The following is a 17202-nucleotide window of genomic DNA, read 5'->3' on the forward strand; positions in this document are numbered from 1 at the left end:
GGCGAGCTTCCATGCGTCTGCTCCGCATCGTTCCGGACGACACGAATTTCGACTTCATCCGCTTCCGGCGGATCAGCTTCCCGATCTCGGCGCTGCTGTCGATCGTGGCGCTGGTGGCGTTCTTCACGCTCGGCCTTAACTTCGGCATCGACTTCAAGGGCGGCACGCTGCTTGAGGTGCGCTACGCCAACAACACGCTGAACATCTCCGATGTCCGCTCCCGCCTTGAGTCGCTGGACCTTGGCGAGGTGCAGATCCAGGAGATCGGCAATGACGGCGAGGTGCTGATCCGCGTCGCCCAGCAGCCGGGCGGCGAGCAGGCGCAGCAGGCCGTGGTCGGCAAGGTGCGGGCCGCGCTCGGCGACGGTGTGGAATATCGCCGCGTCGAAGTGGTCGGCCCGCGCGTCTCGCAGGAATTGCTGAGCTACGGCATCGTCGGCCTGATGATGGCGGTGTTCTGCATCCTCGTTTACCTGTGGTTCCGCTTCGAGTGGCAGTTCGCCCTCGGCGCCTCCATCGCCAACTTCCACGACATCGTGCTCACCATCGGGTTCATGGCGATCTTCCAGATCGACTTCGACCTGACCAGCGTGGCCGCGCTGCTGACCATTCTCGGCTATTCGCTGAACGACACGATCGTCATTTACGACCGCATCCGCGAAATGCTGCGGCGCTACAAGAAGATGCCGACCGAGGAACTGCTCAACGCCTCGATCAACTCCACCTTGTCGCGCTCGGTCATCACCCATGTGACGGTGACGCTGGCGCTGCTGGCGTTGGTGCTGTTCGGCGGCCGGGCGATCCATTCCTTCTCGGTGACGATGATGTTCGGCGTGGTGCTGGTCGGCACCTACACCTCCATCTTCATCGCCTCGCCGCTGCTCATCTATCTCGGGGTCTCCACCCGCGCGATGGCGGAAAAGGCGGAGAAGGAAGCCAAGAGCGCCAACACCAAGGCGGAACGCCTCGCGCCGTGAGCGCGGGCGTCCGCAAGGGGAAGGCCGGCTGATGGCGACGCCCGACGCCCATCTCCCGTATCAGGTGCCGATCGACGGCTATGCGCGCGGTGCGTTCCACTTCGCCGGCATGGCCTCGGCCGGCTCCATCCTCGCGTTGCCCTCCGGCATCCATGCCTGGGCGCCGCAGGAGCCGCGCGAGATCGACGAGGCGGCCCTCGCCCGCGTCTTCGCCGAGGCGGGCAGCTTCCAATTGCTGCTGATCGGCACCGGCGTCGATCCCTGGCCGCTGCCGGAGGCGCTGCGCTGGCGGCTGCGCGATGCCGGGCTCTCGGTCGACACCCTCCCTACACGGTCGGCCGCCTCGACCTATAATGTGCTTCTGGCGGAAGGCCGCCCGGTCGCCGCCGCGCTGCTCGCGCTGCCCTGAGGCGCGGCCGCCTCACGCCAACCCTTCCGGACCCATCACATGAGCCGTCCGAGCCTGACCACGCCGACGGAGTATTGCGCGGCGTTGGTGCGCGACCTCGACCGCGACCGCTACGTCGCCGATCTGTTCGCCCCCGCCGAGCGGCGCGGCGCGCTGTTTGCGCTGCACGCCTTCAACGCGGAAGTGGCGCGGGTGCGCGAGGCGATCACCAACCCGCTCGCCGGCGAGGTGCGGCTGCAATGGTGGCGCGAGGCGCTGGCGGGGGAAGGGCAGGCCGACGTGAGCGCCAATCCGGTGGCGGCGGCGCTGCTGGAAGCCATCGACACCCACCGCCTGCCGCGCGCGAGCTTCGAGGCGCTGCTGGAGGCGCGGCAGTTCGATCTCTATGACGACGCCATGCCGACGGTGAACGATCTCGAAGGCTATGCTGGCGAGACCTCCTCGGCGCTGATCCGCCTCGCGACGCTGGTGCTGGCGCCTGAGGCCGGCGCCGCCTCGGCGGAAGCGGCAGGCCATGCCGGGGTGGCCTATGCCGTCACCGGGCTGCTGCGGGCCTTCCCCGTGCATGCGCGGCGCGGCCAGTGCTACCTGCCGCTTGATCTGCTGATCGCCCACGGGCTAACCCGTGAGGACGCGGTGTCGGGTGTGCCCAGTCCCGCGCTCGGCGAGGTGCTTGCGGCGCTGCGGGCGCTGGCACGCCGACATCATAAGGCGGCGATGACGGCGCTTGCCGGCGTTTCGGCGGCGGAACTGCCGGCCTTTCTGCCGCTGACGCTGGTACCTAGCGATCTCGACCGGCTGGAGCGGCCGCACGATCCTTTCGCCGGTGTGCCGCCGGCGCCGGCCTTCCTGCGGCTGTGGCGGCTGTGGCGGGGCGCCGGCACATTGGCCAAGGCCGCCCGCGCCGGCGGGGCCCCGCTTTAGTTGGCGCGGTCCTTCGCTACCCGGTCGAAGGCCTGAAGCCGGGCGACGAGATCCTCGAACTGGTTGAGCGGCACCATGTTGGGGCCGTCCGACGGCGCCTTGTCCGGGTCGGGATGCGTCTCGACGAACACGCCGGCAATGCCGACCGCCACCGCCGCCCGCGCCAGCACCGGCACGAATTCGCGCTGGCCGCCGGAGGAGGTGCCCTGTCCGCCCGGCTGCTGCACCGAATGGGTGGCGTCGAAAATGACCGGCGCGCCGGTCGTCTCGGCCATGATCGGCAGCGCCCGCATGTCGGTGACCAGCGTGTTGTAGCCGAAGGACACGCCGCGCTCGGTCACCAGCACGTTCGGATTGCCGCTTTCGATCAGCTTGGCGACGACGTTCTTCATGTCCCAGGGGGCCAGAAACTGCCCCTTCTTCACATTGACCACGCGGCCCGTGGCGGCGGCGGCGATGAGCAGGTCGGTCTGGCGGCAGAGGAAGGCGGGAATCTGCAATATATCCACCACCTCGCCCACCGGCGCGCACTGGTCGTTCTCGTGCACGTCGGTCAGCACGGGCATGCCATAGCGTTCGCGAATCTCGGCGAAGACGGGCAGGGCGGCCTTGAGGCCCATGCCGCGCGCGCCCTTGATCGAGGTGCGGTTGGCCTTGTCGAAGGAGGTCTTGAACACCACGCCGATGCCCCGGCGCGTGGCGATCTCCTTGATCGCGGCGGCGCATTCCAGCGCATGCGCGGCGCTTTCCATCTGGCAGGGGCCGGCGATCAGCGCCAGCGGCAGGTCGTTGCCGAAGCGCACATCGCCAAGGGTGACCACGGAATTGGCGCCTGAGCCGCTCATGAAACGTTCCTTGGGGTCGGGCACGGGGGTCAGACGACGCCAGCGCGCAGAATGTCGTGAATGTGGAGGATGCCGACCGGCTTGCCCTCGGCCACCGCGAAAACGACGGTGATCGGCACCGGGCGCCGGTTCATCAGCCCCAGTGCGGCGCTGGCGAGTTCCAGCGGATCGACGACGAAGGGGGAGGCGGTCATCACCTTCTCCACCGGCGTCGCCAGCAGTTCGCTGCTCATATGCCGGCGCAGGTCGCCATCGGTAACGATACCGGCGAGGCAGCCTTCGCCATCGACCACGCCGCAGCAGCCGAAGCGCTTGCCGGTGATTTCGATCAGCACCTCGCTCATCAGCGTGCCGAGCCGCACCAGCGGCATTTCCGCCTCCTGGTGCATGATGTCGGCCACTTTCAGCAGCCGGGCCCCGAGCTTGCCGCCGGGATGGAAGACACGGAAATCGGACGCCGAGAAGCCCCGGCGCTCCAGCAGCGCCACCGCCAGCGCGTCGCCGATGGCAAGCTGCATCAGCGTCGAGGTGGTGGGCGCGAGCCCGTTGGGGCAGGCCTCCTCCACGCGTGGCAGCACCAGCGCGACATCGGCGGCGCGGCCGAGGGTGCTCTCGGCATTGGAGGTGATGGCGAGCAGCGGCACGGCGAAGCGGCCGGCATAGTGGACGATGTCGCCGAGCTCGGAGGTCTCGCCCGACCAGGAAATGGCGAGCAGCACATCGTCCGGCGTCACCATGCCGAGATCGCCATGGCTGGCTTCGGCGGCGTGCAGGAACAGCGCCGGCGTGCCGGTCGAGGCGAAGGTGGCAGCGAGCTTGCGCCCGATATGGCCACTCTTTCCCATGCCGGTGACGATGACGCGCCCGCGCGCGCCTTCGATCAGCGCGATGGCGCTTTCCACCGCCTCGCCGAGTTCCGCCTCGATGGCGGCGCTGAGCGCGGCGAGGCCCTTGGATTCGATGGCGAGGGTGCGCAGCACCCGTTCGCGCAGCCGGTCGTCCCGCAGGGGCGCGGCGGCGGCATTTTTCTGAGGCTGGGCCGTGCCCAAGGTTCGACTCTCCCTTGCTCGGGACCGCGGGGCGCGCTGCGCCCGGCCGCCCGTCAGCGCCACGCCGGGCGTCAATAAGCGCCAAATGCCCGCGATGCAATGGAGGAGCCGGGGAACCGGCGATACCACCCGCACGTTGGGAGGCGCTGAGACGGGGCGGGAGGAGACGGCAATGGACATGGGGCGCGGCGTGGCCGGCTCGGCGGTGGCGGCTCGGCGCGTGCCGCCGACGGAGGGGCGCACGGAACGGCTGTGGCGACGCTGCACCCAGATCGCGGTCATCGCCAGCGGGGTGGTGATCCTGGCGGCGGCGCTCGTCATCGCCAGCGCCGTGCTGATTCCCATCGTCGCCGCGGTCATCATCGGCAGCGTCATCGGCCCGGCCATTGAGGGCCTGGCCAAGCGCGGCGTGCCGAGCTGGCTCGGCGCGCTGCTGATGGTGATCGGCATCGCCGGATTGATCTATGGCCTCGCCGTGGCGCTGGCGGCGCCGCTGGCGGAATGGAGCGCCCGCGCGCCGGAGATAGGCGCCATCATGAAGGAGCGATTCGCCGCGCTGCGCCCGGTGGTGCAGACGCTCGCCTCCGTGGTCGAATCGATCCAGTCGATCGGCCGCGCCACCGAAAGGGCGCCGATGGTGGTGGAGGTGGCCGATTCAAAGATGCTGGAGAGCGTTCTCTCCATGGTCACCCCGGTCATCGGCCAGTTCATTCTCTTTCTCGGCTCGCTGCTGTTTTTTCTCGCCGGCCGTGTGCAGATCAAGCGCCGCGTCGTGCAGGTGATGACCCCGCGCCAGACCCGGCTGACGGCGCTGCGGGTGTTTCGCGAGATCGAGGACCGGCTCGGCGCCTATCTCGTCACCGCGACTTTCATCAATATCGGCCTCGGTATCGCCACCACGCTGGTGACCTGGGGGCTCGGCCTGCCGAATCCCCCGCTCTGGGGCGTGCTCGCCTGTGTGCTGAACTATGTGCCCTATGTCGGGCCGGCAGTGACGACGCTGATTCTGGCCATTGCCGGGATCGTGACCTTTCCCGGCATCCTCGAAGGGCTGCTGCCGGCGGCGGCGTTTCTGTTCATCACCAGCATCGAGGGTCAATTCCTCACGCCGATGATCGTCGGGCGCCGCGTCTCGCTCAATCCGTTCGCGGTGTTCCTGTCCATGGCGGTGTGGACCTGGCTGTGGGGACCAGCCGGCACCTTCCTGTCGGTGCCGCTGCTGATCGCGGCGATGGCGCTTGTGGATGGCATGCTGGCGAAAAGCCGTCCGCAGCTGCCGGGCTGAGACTATTCACAGGACATGTTGGGGGCGCGCTTGACACCTGCTGGGGCGTGCCTTAACACCCCGCTCACTCGCTGCGGGGCCCGGTGCTTCCGACCCGCGCAGGGGGGTGTAGCTCAGTTGGTTAGAGCGCCGGCCTGTCACGCCGGAGGTCGCGGGTTCGAGCCCCGTCACTCCCGCCATTCGCCACGAGTGGCTGCGCCAGAGGGCGTCAAAGTTCCCCCCATAACATTCCGACTCGAATGACGTGCACCGCTAACAGCGTGCCCTCGCTGCCACGCCGCACGTGCGATCGGGCTTTTGCGCCGATGCCGGCTTTTGCCGGGCGGGCGGGGCTGATAGTTTTGCCGCCGGTGATGAGTGTGAGGTAGGGCGCATGATCAAGGCATTCCCGTCGGCCATCCTTCTGGCCTCCGCGCTGCTGCTGGCGGGCGCCGCCGCGCCGGCCCTGGCCCAGGACGGCCTGAATCCGCCGCCGAACAACCAGGGCCAGAACTCCTCGCCCAACCCCTTCGTCAATGATCTCGGTCCTGACGCACCGCAGCCGCTGACGGGCGAACTCGTGCCGCTGCCCGGCCCGCCGCCGGAGGGCAAGGAAGCCGAGATCAAGCTGCCCGACTGCGCGCCGCCCAATTGCGGCACGCCGCAGATCATGGAGTAGGGCGCCCGCGCGCTCCCCGCATCGCCATAGGACGAGCGACCGGGCCGCACAGTCCTGGTGCGCGCCGGCGCGCTCTGTGGACGCCGCAGGCCGGAGGCGGCAGAGGGCGAATGCCCATGTGACAGCGGCATGAACGCCCGTGTAGCCTGGTAGCTTCTTACTGCGCTCCGGCGTGGTGATTCAGCGGGAGGGCGGGCATGGACACGATCATCGACTTTCTGAACACCATCTTCTGGGGCTACGTGCTGATCTACGGCCTGCTGGCGGTCGGCATCTATTTCACCATTCGGCTGAAATTCCTCCAGATCCTGCATTTCCCGGAGATGATCCGCTCGGTCATGGGGTCCAGCGAGACCGACCATGCCGGCATCACGCCGTTCCAGGCGTTGTGTACCAGCCTTGCCTCGCGGGTCGGCACCGGCAACATCGCCGGCGTGGCCGTCGCGCTTTATCTCGGCGGGCCGGGGGCAATCTTCTGGATGTGGGTGGTCGCCTCGCTCGGCATGGCCACCGCCTTCGCCGAGAGCACGCTCGCCCAGCTCTACAAGATCAAGGATGAGGACGGCCAGTATCGCGGCGGTCCCGCCTTCTATATGGCCAAGGGCCTCAAGGCGCCGTGGGCGGGCTCGGTGTTCTCGGTCTGCCTCATCCTCTCCTTCGGCCTCGTCTTCAATGCCGTGCAGGCCAATTCCATCGCCGACGCGATGGAAGGCGCCTTCGGCTTGCCCAAGCTCGGCACCGGCGTCGCCATCGCCGCGCTTACCGGCATCATCATTTTCGGCGGCATCGCCGCCATCGCCCGGGTGGCGGAAATCGTCGTGCCGTTCATGGCGGCTGGCTATCTCGGCATGGCGCTGTTCGCGGTGGCGATCAATATCGGCGAGGTGCCTTCCATGTTCTCGCTGATCATCGCCAGCGCCTTCGGCTTTGCGCCGGCGGCAGGCGGCGTCGCCGGCTCGGTGGCGGCAGCGATGCTCAACGGGGTGAAGCGCGGCCTGTTCTCCAACGAGGCCGGCATGGGCTCGGCGCCGAACATCGCTGCCGTCGCCACGCCCGACCCGCATCACCCGGTCAGCCAGGGCTTCGTGCAGTCGCTCGGCGTGTTCATCGACACCATCCTCATCTGCACCGCGACGGCGTTCCTGATCCTGCTCTCCGGCCTGCTGGAGCCCGGCTCCGGCCTCACCGGCACCCAGCTGACCCAGGCGGCGATGAACCACCATATCGGCTGGGCCGGCACCTATTTCGTGGCGGTTGCGATCTTCTTCTTCGCCTTCACCTCGATCATCGGCAATTATTCCTATGCCGAAGGCGCGCTGGTCTATCTCGGCATCGGCGGCCATGTCGGCCGCGCGGTGCTGCGGGTGGCGGTGCTCGGCATGGTGGTCTGGGGCGCCTACGAATCGGTGGCGACGGTGTTCAATGCCGCCGATGCCTCGATGGGGCTGATGGCCACGGTCAATCTCGTCGCCATCGTGCTGCTCTCGGGCCTTGTCGCGCGGTTGACCCGTGATTATCTGCAGCAGCGTCGGCAGGGGAAAAAGCCTCGCTTCACCGCCGCCTCCATGCCGGAACTCGCCAGCGAGATCGACACCGACATCTGGAGCCGGTGAACCCGGGCGGGCAGGGCGCCGGGGTGGACCAAGTGTCTCACCCCGGAGATTTCCGGTCCCCTCCGCGCCCGCTGTTTCGGAAGAGACCGGCCGTCTCGTGTCAGGGCTGCGGCTGGCCCTGGCGATCCGGCCGCCTCGCGGAAAGGCATCGTTCGCGCCCTTGGGGCCTCCGGTATCAGGAGGCTCAAGGCGGTACGATCAATTGAGCGAAATCCGCTGTTATTCGCGCGATTTCACGGGTTTGCGCGGGGGATCGCCGCGCCGCGCGGGACAGCTTCCGCAAGGTGTGAATTCTGTATACCAGACCTGCGCGATTGCCGAGCGATGCCCTTGCCTCGGTCAGGTCCGTGCGATAAGCCTGCCGCGTGCTTTGAATATTTCGCAACTGCGACGCCAAGGCCGACGACCCATCCTGTTCCGGGAGGATCCCATCCATGAGCAGCCTGCTTCAGGATTATCTGCCCGTCGTGATCTTCATCGGCGTCTCGGCCTTCATCGGCCTCGCCCTTCTGGTGGCGCCGTTCCTGGTCGCCTTCGGCCGGCCCGATCCGGAGAAGATGTCGGCCTATGAATGTGGCTTCAATGCGTTCGACGACGCGCGCATGAAGTTCGACGTGCGGTTCTATCTGGTCGCCATTCTCTTCATCATCTTCGATCTCGAAGTCGCCTTCCTGTTCCCCTGGGCGATCACGTTCGGGGAGCTGGGCAATTTCGGCTTCTGGTCGATGATGGTGTTCCTGGCCGTGCTGACCATCGGCTTCGTCTACGAGTGGAAGAAGGGAGCGCTCGAATGGGATTGAGCGCGAATAGCCCTCTCGTCGCCCCGGCGGCCAAGGGTATCATCGACCCCAATACCGGGCGTCCGGTCGGTGCCACCGATCCGTTCTTCGTCGAGGTCAATGCGGAGCTCGCCGACAAGGGCTTCCTCGTCACCGCGACCGACGATCTGATCAACTGGGCCCGCACCGGCTCGCTGATGTGGATGACCTTCGGCCTCGCCTGCTGCGCGGTCGAAATGATGCAGACATCCATGCCGCGCTACGATGTGGAGCGGTTCGGCTTCGCGCCGCGCGCCTCCCCGCGTCAGTCCGACGTGATGATCGTCGCCGGCACGCTGACCAACAAGATGGCGCCGGCGCTGCGCAAGGTCTACGACCAGATGCCGGAGCCGCGCTACGTCATCTCCATGGGCTCCTGCGCCAATGGCGGCGGCTATTACCACTATTCCTATTCGGTCGTGCGCGGCTGCGACCGCATCGTGCCGGTGGACATCTACATCCCCGGCTGCCCGCCGACCGCAGAGGCTCTGCTCTACGGCGTGCTGCTGCTGCAGAAGAAGATCCGCCGTACCGGAACGATCGAGCGCTGAGGGTTCGAGGCGAAATGGACGAGACGCTGAAAGAGCTGGGCGCGCATGTGAAGGAAGCGCTTCCCGACGCGGTCGAGGAAGTGCTCGTGGCCTATGGCGAGCTGACGCTGGTGGCGTCGGCGGCCGAGGTCATCAAGGTGCTGCGCTTCCTGCGTGACGACCCGTCCTGCCGCTTTGTGAGCTTCATCGACATTTGCGGTGTCGACTGGCCGCAGCGCGAGAAGCGCTTCGACGTGGTCTATCACCTGCTCTCGCCGACGCTGAACGCCCGCATCCGCATCCGCGTCGAGACCGATGAGACGACGCCGGTGGCCTCCGCCACCGCCGTGTTCCCGGGCGCCTTCTGGTTCGAGCGCGAGGCGTTCGACATGTACGGCATCCTCTTCTCCGGCCACCCGGAACTGCGCCGCATCCTCACGGATTACGGCTTCGACGGCTATCCGCTGCGCAAGGACTTCCCGACCACCGGCCTCGTCGAGGTGCGCTATGACGACGAGCGCAAGCGCGTGGTTTACGAGCCGGTGAAGCTCGCGCAGGAATTCCGCAGCTTCGACTTCCTCTCGCCCTGGGAGGGGCCCGACTACGTGCTCCCCGGCGACGAGAAGGCAACACCCCCGAAGGCGGGCTGAGGTGAGGTCCGAGCGATGAACGCACCCGGCAAGATCGACCCCAAGGTCCGCAACTTCCAGATCAATTTCGGCCCGCAGCATCCGGCGGCGCACGGCGTGCTGCGCCTCATCCTCGAACTCGACGGCGAAATCGTCGAGCGCGTCGATCCGCATATCGGCCTGCTGCATCGCGGCACCGAGAAGCTGATCGAGGCCAAGACCTATCTGCAGGCCGTGCCCTATTTCGACCGGCTCGACTATGTCGCGCCGATGAATCAGGAGCACGCCTTCTGCCTCGCCATCGAGCGCCTGCTCGGCGTCACCGTGCCCAAGCGCGGTCAGCTGATCCGCGTGCTCTATTCCGAGATCGGCCGCATCCTCTCCCACATGCTGAACGTGACCACGCAGGCGCTCGACGTCGGCGCGCTCACGCCGCCGCTGTGGGGCTTCGAGGAACGCGAAAAGCTGATGATGTTCTATGAGCGGGCCTCCGGCTCGCGCATGCACGCGGCCTATTTCCGTCCCGGCGGCGTGCACCAGGACCTGCCGCGTCAGCTGGTCGAGGACATCCTCGCCTGGACCAAGACCTTCCCGGCCTTCATGGACGACCTCGAAGGCCTGCTGACCGACAACCGCATCTTCAAGCAGCGCAATGTCGATATCGGCATTGTCAGCCTTGAGGACGCCTGGGCCTGGGGCTTCTCCGGCGTCATGGTGCGTGGTTCGGGCGCGGCATGGGACCTGCGCAAGTCGCAGCCCTATGAGTGCTATGACGAGCTGGAATTCGACATTCCGATCGGCAAGAACTGCGACAATTACGACCGCTACTGCATCCGCATGGAAGAGATGCGGCAGTCGGCGGAGATCATGCGCCAGTGTTGCGAGCGGCTGCTGAAGGAAGCGGGTCCGGTCTCGGCGGTCGACAACAAGATCGTGCCGCCCAAGCGCGGCGAGATGAAGCGCTCGATGGAAGCGCTCATCCACCACTTCAAGCTCTACACGGAAGGCTTCCACGTTCCCGCCGGCGAAGCCTATGCCGCCGTGGAAGCCCCGAAGGGTGAGTTCGGCGTCTATGTCGTCGCCGACGGCACCAACAAGCCCTATCGCTGCAAGATCCGCGCACCCGGTTTCGCGCATCTTCAGGCGATGGATTTCCTCTGCCGCGGCTACATGCTCGCGGATATTTCGGCGATCCTCGGGTCGCTGGATATCGTGTTCGGTGAAGTGGACCGCTGATCCCTGAGGGGAGGCGGTTCGATCGGAAGGGTACGGCATGTCTGTCCGTAGGCTTGCGCCAAAAGAGGTTCAGCCCGAGAGCTTCGCGTTCACGGCCGAGAATCTCGCCTGGGCCGAGAAGACCATCGCGAAGTATCCGCCGGGCCGTCAGGCCAGCGCGGTGATTCCGCTGCTCATGCGCGCGCAGGAGCAGGCGGGCGGCTGGGTGTCCGAGCCGGCGATGCGCTATGTCGGTGACATGCTCGGCATGGCGCCGATCCGTGTCTATGAGGTCGCGACCTTCTACACCCAGTTCCAGCTGCAGCCGGTGGGCAAGCGCGCGCATATCCAGGTGTGCGGCACCACGCCCTGCATGCTGCGCGGCGCGGGCGATCTCATGAAGTTGTGCAAGAGCCGCATTCATGAAGAGCCCTTCCATCTCTCCGCCAATGGCGACTTCTCCTGGGAAGAGGTCGAGTGCGCCGGCACCTGCGTGAACGCGCCGATGGTGCAGGTGTGGAAGGATGTCTATGAGGACCTGACGCCGGCGGATCTGGAAAAGATCCTCGACGCGTTCGAGCGCGGCGAGCATCCCGCCTCCGGTCCGCAGAACGGCCGCGTCACCTCCGCGCCCGTCACCGGGCTGCGCGTGCTGACCTCGCCGGAGCTGTTCGACGGCTCGATGGTCGGGCAGGGCGCCGGTCTGGCGCTGGCCCGCGAGGCGCTGGCCGCCAAGGCCAAGGGCGAGACGGCTCCGGCCGCGCCGCCCCCGGCCGCAGCTGCCGCCGCGCCGCCGCCGCCGCCGAAGAGCGATCCGGCGCCGGCCGCCGCCCCCGCCGCCAAGGCGGTCGAGGCCGCCGGCGAGGCCGACAAGGAGAAGCCGAAGAAGCCCGTCGCCCCGCCCCCCGGCGGCACGACGGACAGCAAGGCGGAATGAGGAGCGAACCATGCTTGCCGACAAGGATCGCATCTTCACCAATATTTACGGCCACCACGACTGGGGGCTGCAGGGCGCGCTGAAGCGCGGCTCGTGGGACGGCACCAAGCTGTTCCTCGACGCCGGCCGCGATTTCATCATCGAGCATATGAAGGCCTCGGGCCTGCGCGGGCGCGGTGGCGCCGGCTTCCCGACCGGCCTCAAATGGTCGTTTATGCCCAAGAACAATGACGGGCGCCCGCACTACCTCGTCGTCAATGCCGACGAATCCGAGCCCGGCACCTGCAAGGACCGCGAGATTCTGCGCCACGACCCGCACCATCTGGTCGAAGGTTGCCTGATCGCGGGCTTCGCCATGGGCGCGCACACGGCCTATATCTATGTGCGCGGCGAGTTCATCCAGGAGCGCGAGCACCTGCAGGCAGCGATCGACCAGGCCTATGAGGCCCGGCTGATCGGCAAGAACAACGTGCATGGCTGGGACTTCGACATCTATGTCCACCATGGCGCCGGCGCCTATATCTGCGGCGAGGAAACCGCGCTGCTGGAAAGCCTTGAGGGCAAGAAGGGCCAGCCGCGGCTGAAGCCGCCCTTCCCGGCGAATGTCGGCCTCTATGGCTGCCCGACGACGGTGAACAACGTCGAATCCATCGCCGTTGCGCCCACCATCCTGCGGCGCGGCGCGGCGTGGTTCTCGTCCATCGGCCGTGCCAACAATGTCGGCACCAAGCTGTTCGGCATCTCCGGCCATGTGAACACGCCCTGCATCGTCGAAGAGGCGATGAGCATCCCGTTCAAGGAATTGATCGAGAAGCATGGCGGCGGCGTGCGCGGCGGCTGGGACAATCTGCTCGCCATCATCCCCGGCGGCGCGTCCTGCCCGATCATCCCGGCCGACCAGTGCGAAGACCTGATCATGGACTTCGACGGCTGCCGCGCGGTGAAGTCCAGCTTCGGCACCGCCGGCGTGCTCGTCATGGACAAGTCTACCGACGTGGTGAGGGCGATCGCCCGCATCTCCTATTTCTTCCGGCACGAGAGCTGCGGCCAGTGCACCCCCTGCCGCGAAGGCACGGGCTGGATGTGGCGTGTGCTCGACCGCATGGTCGAGGGCCGGGCGCAGAAGCGTGAGATCGATCTCCTGTTGCAGGTCACCACCCAGGTCGAGGGCCACACCATCTGTGCGCTCGGGGATGCGGCGGCGTGGCCGGTGCAGGGCCTGATCCGGCATTTCCGTCCCGAGATCGAAAAGCGGATCGACCAGTATTCGGCGAACCCGCATTCCGACCCGGTGCCGGTGGCGGCGGAGTAAGAGAGCATCATGGCCAAGATCATCGTCGACAACATCGAGCTGGATGTTCCGCCGGAGTTCACGCTGCTCCAGGCCTGTGAGGCCGCGGGCGCGGAAATCCCGCGCTTCTGCTTCCATGAGCGCCTGTCCATCGCCGGCAATTGCCGCATGTGTCTCGTTGAGGTGAAGGGCGGCCCGCCCAAGCCGACCGCGAGCTGCGCGCAGAATGTCCGCGATCTGCGCCCCGGCCCGAATGGCGAGCCGCCGGTCATCCTCACCAAGTCGCCGATGGTGAAGAAGGCGCGCGAAGGGGTGATGGAGTTCCTGCTCATCAACCACCCGCTCGACTGCCCGATCTGCGACCAGGGCGGCGAGTGCGACCTGCAAGACCAGGCCATGGCCTATGGCGTGGACACGTCCCGCTATGCCGAGAACAAGCGCGCGGTCGAAGACAAGTATATCGGCCCGCTGATCAAGACCTCCATGACCCGGTGCATCCAGTGCACCCGCTGCGTGCGCTTCACCACCGAGGTGGCGGGCGTGGCCGAGCTCGGCGCCATCGGGCGCGGCGAGGACATGGAGATCACCACCTATCTGGAAGCGGCGCTGTCCTCGGAGCTGCAGGGCAATGTGGCGGATCTCTGCCCAGTCGGCGCGCTGACCCAGCGCCCCTATGCCTATCACGCCCGCCCGTGGGAGCTGTCGAAGACCGAATCCATCGACGTGATGGATGCGGTCGGCTCCAACATCCGCGTCGACACGCGCGGCCGCGAGGTGATGCGCGTCCTCCCGCGTCTGAATGAAGACGTGAACGAGGAGTGGATCTCCGACAAGACCCGCTACATCTGGGACGGCCTCAAGACCCAGCGCCTCGACCGCCCCTATGTGCGGGTTGGTGGCAAGCTGAAGGTCGCGAGCTGGCCGGAAGCCTTCGCCGCCATCGCCGCCAAGGTGAAGGCCGTGCCGGGCAATCGCATCGGCGGTCTGGTCGGCGATCTCGCCTCGGTGGAAGAGTCGTTCGCGCTGAAGTCGCTGCTCGCTTCGCTCGGCTCGGCGAACATCGACTGTAGGCAGGACGGGGCGAAGCTGGATCCCGCGCTCGGCCGCGCCAGCTACCTGTTCAACGCGACCATCGCCGGCATCGAGCAGGCCGACGCGCTGCTGATCATCGGCTCCAACCCGCGCCTTGAGGCGAGCGTGCTCAATGCCCGCATCCGCAAGCGCTGGCTGCAGGGCCATTTCCCCATCGGCCTCATCGGGCCGCATGTCGATTTGACCTACCCCTATGACTATCTCGGCGCCGGCTCCGACGCGCTGGCCGACCTCGTCAATGGTGGCGGCTTCGCCGAGGTGCTGAAGGGCGCGCAGCGTCCGCTGATCCTGATCGGGCAGGGCGCTCTCGCCCGTCCGGACGGCGCGGCGGTGCTGGCGCAGGCGGCACGGCTGGCGGCTGCCGTCGGCGCGGTGACGGAGGGCTGGAACGGCTTCTCCGTCCTCCACACGGCGGCGTCGCGCGTCGGTGCGCTCGATATCGGCGCGGTGCCGGGCGAGGGCGGGCTCGACGCCGTGGCGATGACCAATCCCGGCGGGTTGGACGTTCTGTTCGCCCTCGGCGCGGACGAGATCGACATCGCTCCCGGCGCCTTCGTCGTCTATCTCGGCACCCATGGTGACCGCGGCGCCCATCGCGCCGACGTGATCCTGCCGGGCGCGGCCTATACCGAGAAGTCCGGCACCTATGTGAACACGGAAGGGCGGGTGCAGGTCGCCAACCGCGCCGCTTTCCCGCCCGGGGAAGCGCGCGAGGACTGGGCGGTGCTGCGGGCGCTGTCCGATGTCGTCGGCCACCGCCTGCCCTTCGACAGCCTGGCGCAGCTGCGCGCCGCGCTCTATGCGGCGTATCCGCATCTCGCCCGGCTTGATCATGTCACGCCGGCCGATGCGGCGGCCGTGACCGCGCTGGCCGCGGCCGGCGGCACGCCGGCAAGCGGGCCTTTCACCGCCGCCGTCACCGATTTCTACCTCACCAATCCGATCGCCCGCGCCTCCGCCGTGATGGCCGAATGCTCCGCGCTCGCGTCCAGCCGCCACGCGGCGGCGGCCGAGTGAGGGGAGGGAGCACATGACCGAAACGACCTGGTTCGACACGCTGATACAGGTGCTCATCATCGTCGCGCAGAGCCTCGGGCTTCTGGTCGGCCTGCTGATCATCGTCGCCTATGTGCTGCTGGCCGACCGCAAGATCTGGGCGGCGGTGCAGTTGCGTCGCGGCCCCAACGTGGTCGGGCCGTTCGGCCTGTTCCAGTCCTTCGCCGACCTGATCAAGTTCGTGCTGAAGGAGCCGGTCATTCCCGACGGCGCCAACAAGGGCGTGTTCCTGCTCGCGCCCTTCGTCACCTGCCTGCTGGCGCTCGCCGCCTGGGCCGTGGTGCCGATCGACGCGGGCTGGGTCGTGGCCGACATCAATGTCGGCGTGCTCTACATCTTCGCGATTTCCTCGCTCGGCGTGTACGGCACCATCATGGCCGGCTGGGCGTCGAACTCGAAGTACCCGTTCCTGTCGGCGCTGCGCGCGGCGGCGCAGATGGTGTCCTATGAGGTCTCCATCGGCTTCGTCATCGTCACCGTGCTGCTCTGCGCCGGCTCGCTGAATCTCTCGGCCATCGTCGAGGCGCAGAACACCTCCTGGGGCATCCTGGGCTGGTACTGGCTGCCGCTGTTCCCGATGTTCGTGATCTTCTTCATCTCGGCGCTGGCCGAGACCAACCGCCCGCCCTTCGATCTCGGCGAAGCGGAATCCGAGCTCGTCGCCGGCTTCATGGTGGAGTACGGCTCCACCCCGTACATGATGTTCATGCTCGGCGAGTATGTGGCGATCATGACCATGTGCGCGCTGACCGCCATCCTGTTCATGGGCGGCTGGCTGCCGCCGGTGCCAATCGCGCCCTTCACCTGGGTGCCGGGCATCGTCTGGTTCCTGCTGAAGGTCCTGCTGGTGTTCTTCATGTTCGCCATGGTCAAGGCGATGGTCCCACGCTACCGCTACGACCAGCTCATGCGGCTCGGCTGGAAGGTGTTCCTGCCGATCTCGCTGGCGATGGTGGTGATCGTGGCCTCCGTGCTGCACTTCACCGGCCTTGCGGCGGCGGGGGGATGAGATGGATGAGGGCACGCTCCAGGCCCTGATGGAAGCTTCCGCCGTCGGTTGGGCGGGGGCGGCTGCGGGTGCGGTGTTTGGCGCACTCGAATGGTTCATACTGCCGCGGGTCGTCGAAACCTCGATCCGTGGTTCAAGGGAAGCCCGCAAATTGAACGCTGATCAACTCGCGGGCGTGATTTCGTGGTGGAAGACGGTGATCCGTATCTTCGCCGTTTCGATGCCGCTGGTGGGCTTCGGTCTTGCCGCGGCCATGGCCGATTGAGGAGAGCGACATGAGATTGGATCTGGCCGCACGCCAGCTGCTGCTCACCGAGTTCGTCTCGGCGTTCTTCCTGGCGATGCGCTATTTCTTCAAGCCGAAGGCGACGATCAACTATCCCTTCGAGAAGAACCCGGTGTCGCCGCGTTTCCGTGGCGAGCACGCGCTGCGCCGCTATCCCAACGGGGAAGAGCGCTGCATCGCCTGCAAGCTCTGCGAAGCGATCTGCCCGGCGCAGGCCATCACCATCGAGGCCGGCCCGCGCCGCAATGACGGCACGCGCCGCACCACCCGTTACGACATCGACATGGTGAAGTGCATCTATTGCGGCTTCTGCCAGGAAGCCTGCCCGGTCGATGCCATCGTCGAGGGGCCGAACTTCGAGTTCGCCACCGAGACGCGCGAAGAACTCTATTACGACAAGGCCAAGCTGCTCGCGAATGGCGACCGCTGGGAGCGCGAGATCGCGCGCAACATGGCGCTTGACGCGCCGTATCGTTGAGCGCTGGGGGCTGGGAACGTGAAGACCGAAACGATAAGGGCCGCTAGGGCCGTTCGCGCTGCGACCGCCGCAACGGCGGGCGCCGGAATGACTGGGGGGTG

Annotated in this window: 18 protein-coding genes and 1 tRNA gene; 17 read left to right on the top strand and 2 right to left on the bottom strand. The window is 67.0% G+C overall.

Going from position 1 to position 17202, the window contains the following annotated elements; genetic code table 11:
• Positions 1–11: 11 nt before the first annotated feature.
• Genes secF through ACO07Z_RS22245 form a run of 3 tightly spaced genes read left to right on the top strand, consistent with a single transcriptional unit; the run spans position 12 to position 2310 of the window.
• Positions 12–977, top strand: coding sequence for a protein translocase subunit SecF (gene secF, locus ACO07Z_RS22235; protein WP_244376379.1), 966 nt, complete (start codon positions 12–14; stop codon positions 975–977).
• Between the two features lie 31 nt (positions 978–1008).
• Positions 1009–1386, top strand: a complete 378-nt coding sequence (locus ACO07Z_RS22240) for an Mth938-like domain-containing protein (RefSeq protein WP_421700690.1) — start codon at positions 1009–1011, stop codon at positions 1384–1386.
• A gap of 39 nt (positions 1387–1425) precedes the next feature.
• Entirely contained in the window at positions 1426–2310 is an 885-nt protein-coding gene (locus ACO07Z_RS22245; RefSeq protein WP_421700691.1) for a phytoene/squalene synthase family protein, read from the top strand.
• Here ACO07Z_RS22245 and kdsA read toward each other — a convergent pair.
• Both kdsA and ACO07Z_RS22255 read right to left on the bottom strand, forming a co-directional pair.
• Complete coding sequence (gene kdsA / locus ACO07Z_RS22250) at positions 2307–3155, bottom strand: 3-deoxy-8-phosphooctulonate synthase (RefSeq protein WP_244376382.1); 849 nt, start codon at positions 3153–3155, stop codon at positions 2307–2309. The genes ACO07Z_RS22245 and kdsA overlap by 4 nt on opposite strands.
• A 29-nt stretch (positions 3156–3184) precedes the next feature.
• Positions 3185–4204, bottom strand: a complete 1020-nt coding sequence (locus tag ACO07Z_RS22255) for a KpsF/GutQ family sugar-phosphate isomerase (protein WP_421700692.1) — start codon at positions 4202–4204, stop codon at positions 3185–3187.
• A 172-nt stretch (positions 4205–4376) separates the two neighbouring features.
• Here ACO07Z_RS22255 and ACO07Z_RS22260 point away from each other — a divergent pair, with 172 nt between their 5' ends.
• The 14 genes from ACO07Z_RS22260 to nuoI all read left to right on the top strand — a co-directional run bounded on the left by ACO07Z_RS22260 (position 4377) and on the right by nuoI (position 17101).
• Positions 4377–5489, top strand: coding sequence for an AI-2E family transporter (locus tag ACO07Z_RS22260; protein WP_421700693.1), 1113 nt, complete (start codon positions 4377–4379; stop codon positions 5487–5489).
• Positions 5490–5591: 102 nt separating this feature from the next.
• Positions 5592–5668, top strand: a tRNA-Asp gene (locus tag ACO07Z_RS22265).
• Between the two features lie 194 nt (positions 5669–5862).
• Positions 5863–6147 carry a hypothetical protein gene (locus tag ACO07Z_RS22270; protein WP_421700694.1) on the top strand — a complete coding sequence of 95 codons (285 nt, stop codon included), beginning with the start codon at positions 5863–5865 and terminating at the stop codon, positions 6145–6147.
• A gap of 197 nt (positions 6148–6344) precedes the next feature.
• Complete coding sequence (locus ACO07Z_RS22275; protein ID WP_421700695.1) at positions 6345–7760, top strand: alanine/glycine:cation symporter family protein; 1416 nt, start codon at positions 6345–6347, stop codon at positions 7758–7760.
• Between the two features lie 434 nt (positions 7761–8194).
• Positions 8195–8560, top strand: coding sequence for an NADH-quinone oxidoreductase subunit A (locus ACO07Z_RS22280; RefSeq protein WP_244376387.1), 366 nt, complete (start codon positions 8195–8197; stop codon positions 8558–8560).
• Positions 8551–9129, top strand: coding sequence for a NuoB/complex I 20 kDa subunit family protein (locus ACO07Z_RS22285; RefSeq protein ID WP_213372402.1), 579 nt, complete (start codon positions 8551–8553; stop codon positions 9127–9129). The genes ACO07Z_RS22280 and ACO07Z_RS22285 overlap by 10 nt, the downstream gene beginning before the upstream one ends.
• Positions 9130–9143: 14 nt before the next feature.
• The gene (locus ACO07Z_RS22290; RefSeq protein ID WP_307018086.1) at positions 9144–9758 is read left to right on the top strand and encodes an NADH-quinone oxidoreductase subunit C; all 615 of its coding nucleotides are present in this window, start codon (positions 9144–9146) and stop codon (positions 9756–9758) included.
• Between the two features lie 15 nt (positions 9759–9773).
• Entirely contained in the window at positions 9774–10973 is a 1200-nt protein-coding gene (locus tag ACO07Z_RS22295) for an NADH-quinone oxidoreductase subunit D (protein ID WP_421700696.1), read from the top strand.
• A 37-nt stretch (positions 10974–11010) separates the two neighbouring features.
• A complete protein-coding gene (nuoE, locus tag ACO07Z_RS22300; protein WP_421700697.1) occupies positions 11011–11889 on the top strand; it encodes an NADH-quinone oxidoreductase subunit NuoE in 879 nt (292 codons plus the stop codon).
• Between the two features lie 10 nt (positions 11890–11899).
• Positions 11900–13201, top strand: coding sequence for an NADH-quinone oxidoreductase subunit NuoF (nuoF, locus tag ACO07Z_RS22305; RefSeq protein ID WP_244376391.1), 1302 nt, complete (start codon positions 11900–11902; stop codon positions 13199–13201).
• Between the two features lie 9 nt (positions 13202–13210).
• Positions 13211–15289: an NADH-quinone oxidoreductase subunit NuoG gene (nuoG, locus tag ACO07Z_RS22310; RefSeq protein WP_421700698.1), complete on the top strand. Its 2079-nt coding sequence runs from the start codon at positions 13211–13213 to the stop codon at positions 15287–15289.
• A 13-nt stretch (positions 15290–15302) separates the two neighbouring features.
• Positions 15303–16337: an NADH-quinone oxidoreductase subunit NuoH gene (gene nuoH / locus ACO07Z_RS22315; RefSeq protein WP_244376393.1), complete on the top strand. Its 1035-nt coding sequence runs from the start codon at positions 15303–15305 to the stop codon at positions 16335–16337.
• Position 16338: 1 nt separating this feature from the next.
• A complete protein-coding gene (locus tag ACO07Z_RS22320) occupies positions 16339–16602 on the top strand; it encodes a hypothetical protein (RefSeq protein ID WP_421700699.1) in 264 nt (87 codons plus the stop codon).
• Between the two features lie 10 nt (positions 16603–16612).
• Positions 16613–17101, top strand: a complete 489-nt coding sequence (gene nuoI / locus ACO07Z_RS22325; RefSeq protein ID WP_018963955.1) for an NADH-quinone oxidoreductase subunit NuoI — start codon at positions 16613–16615, stop codon at positions 17099–17101.
• Positions 17102–17202 lie beyond the last annotated feature (101 nt).

The organism is Ancylobacter sp. (genome assembly GCF_965229075.1).
In the GTDB taxonomy this organism is placed as follows: domain Bacteria; phylum Pseudomonadota; class Alphaproteobacteria; order Rhizobiales; family Xanthobacteraceae; genus Ancylobacter.

Coding starts and splice junctions, on each gene's coding strand:
- secF (WP_244376379.1), top strand. CDS start 12: ATGCGTCTGCTCCGCATCGTTCCGGACGACACGAATTTCGACTTCATC.
- ACO07Z_RS22240 (WP_421700690.1), top strand. CDS start 1,009: ATGGCGACGCCCGACGCCCATCTCCCGTATCAGGTGCCGATCGACGGC.
- ACO07Z_RS22245 (WP_421700691.1), top strand. CDS start 1,426: ATGAGCCGTCCGAGCCTGACCACGCCGACGGAGTATTGCGCGGCGTTG.
- kdsA (WP_244376382.1), bottom strand. CDS start 3,155: ATGAGCGGCTCAGGCGCCAATTCCGTGGTCACCCTTGGCGATGTGCGC.
- ACO07Z_RS22260 (WP_421700693.1), top strand. CDS start 4,377: ATGGACATGGGGCGCGGCGTGGCCGGCTCGGCGGTGGCGGCTCGGCGC.
- ACO07Z_RS22270 (WP_421700694.1), top strand. CDS start 5,863: ATGATCAAGGCATTCCCGTCGGCCATCCTTCTGGCCTCCGCGCTGCTG.
- ACO07Z_RS22275 (WP_421700695.1), top strand. CDS start 6,345: ATGGACACGATCATCGACTTTCTGAACACCATCTTCTGGGGCTACGTG.
- ACO07Z_RS22280 (WP_244376387.1), top strand. CDS start 8,195: ATGAGCAGCCTGCTTCAGGATTATCTGCCCGTCGTGATCTTCATCGGC.
- ACO07Z_RS22285 (WP_213372402.1), top strand. CDS start 8,551: ATGGGATTGAGCGCGAATAGCCCTCTCGTCGCCCCGGCGGCCAAGGGT.
- ACO07Z_RS22290 (WP_307018086.1), top strand. CDS start 9,144: ATGGACGAGACGCTGAAAGAGCTGGGCGCGCATGTGAAGGAAGCGCTT.
- ACO07Z_RS22295 (WP_421700696.1), top strand. CDS start 9,774: ATGAACGCACCCGGCAAGATCGACCCCAAGGTCCGCAACTTCCAGATC.
- nuoE (WP_421700697.1), top strand. CDS start 11,011: ATGTCTGTCCGTAGGCTTGCGCCAAAAGAGGTTCAGCCCGAGAGCTTC.
- nuoF (WP_244376391.1), top strand. CDS start 11,900: ATGCTTGCCGACAAGGATCGCATCTTCACCAATATTTACGGCCACCAC.
- nuoG (WP_421700698.1), top strand. CDS start 13,211: ATGGCCAAGATCATCGTCGACAACATCGAGCTGGATGTTCCGCCGGAG.
- nuoH (WP_244376393.1), top strand. CDS start 15,303: ATGACCGAAACGACCTGGTTCGACACGCTGATACAGGTGCTCATCATC.
- ACO07Z_RS22320 (WP_421700699.1), top strand. CDS start 16,339: ATGGATGAGGGCACGCTCCAGGCCCTGATGGAAGCTTCCGCCGTCGGT.
- nuoI (WP_018963955.1), top strand. CDS start 16,613: ATGAGATTGGATCTGGCCGCACGCCAGCTGCTGCTCACCGAGTTCGTC.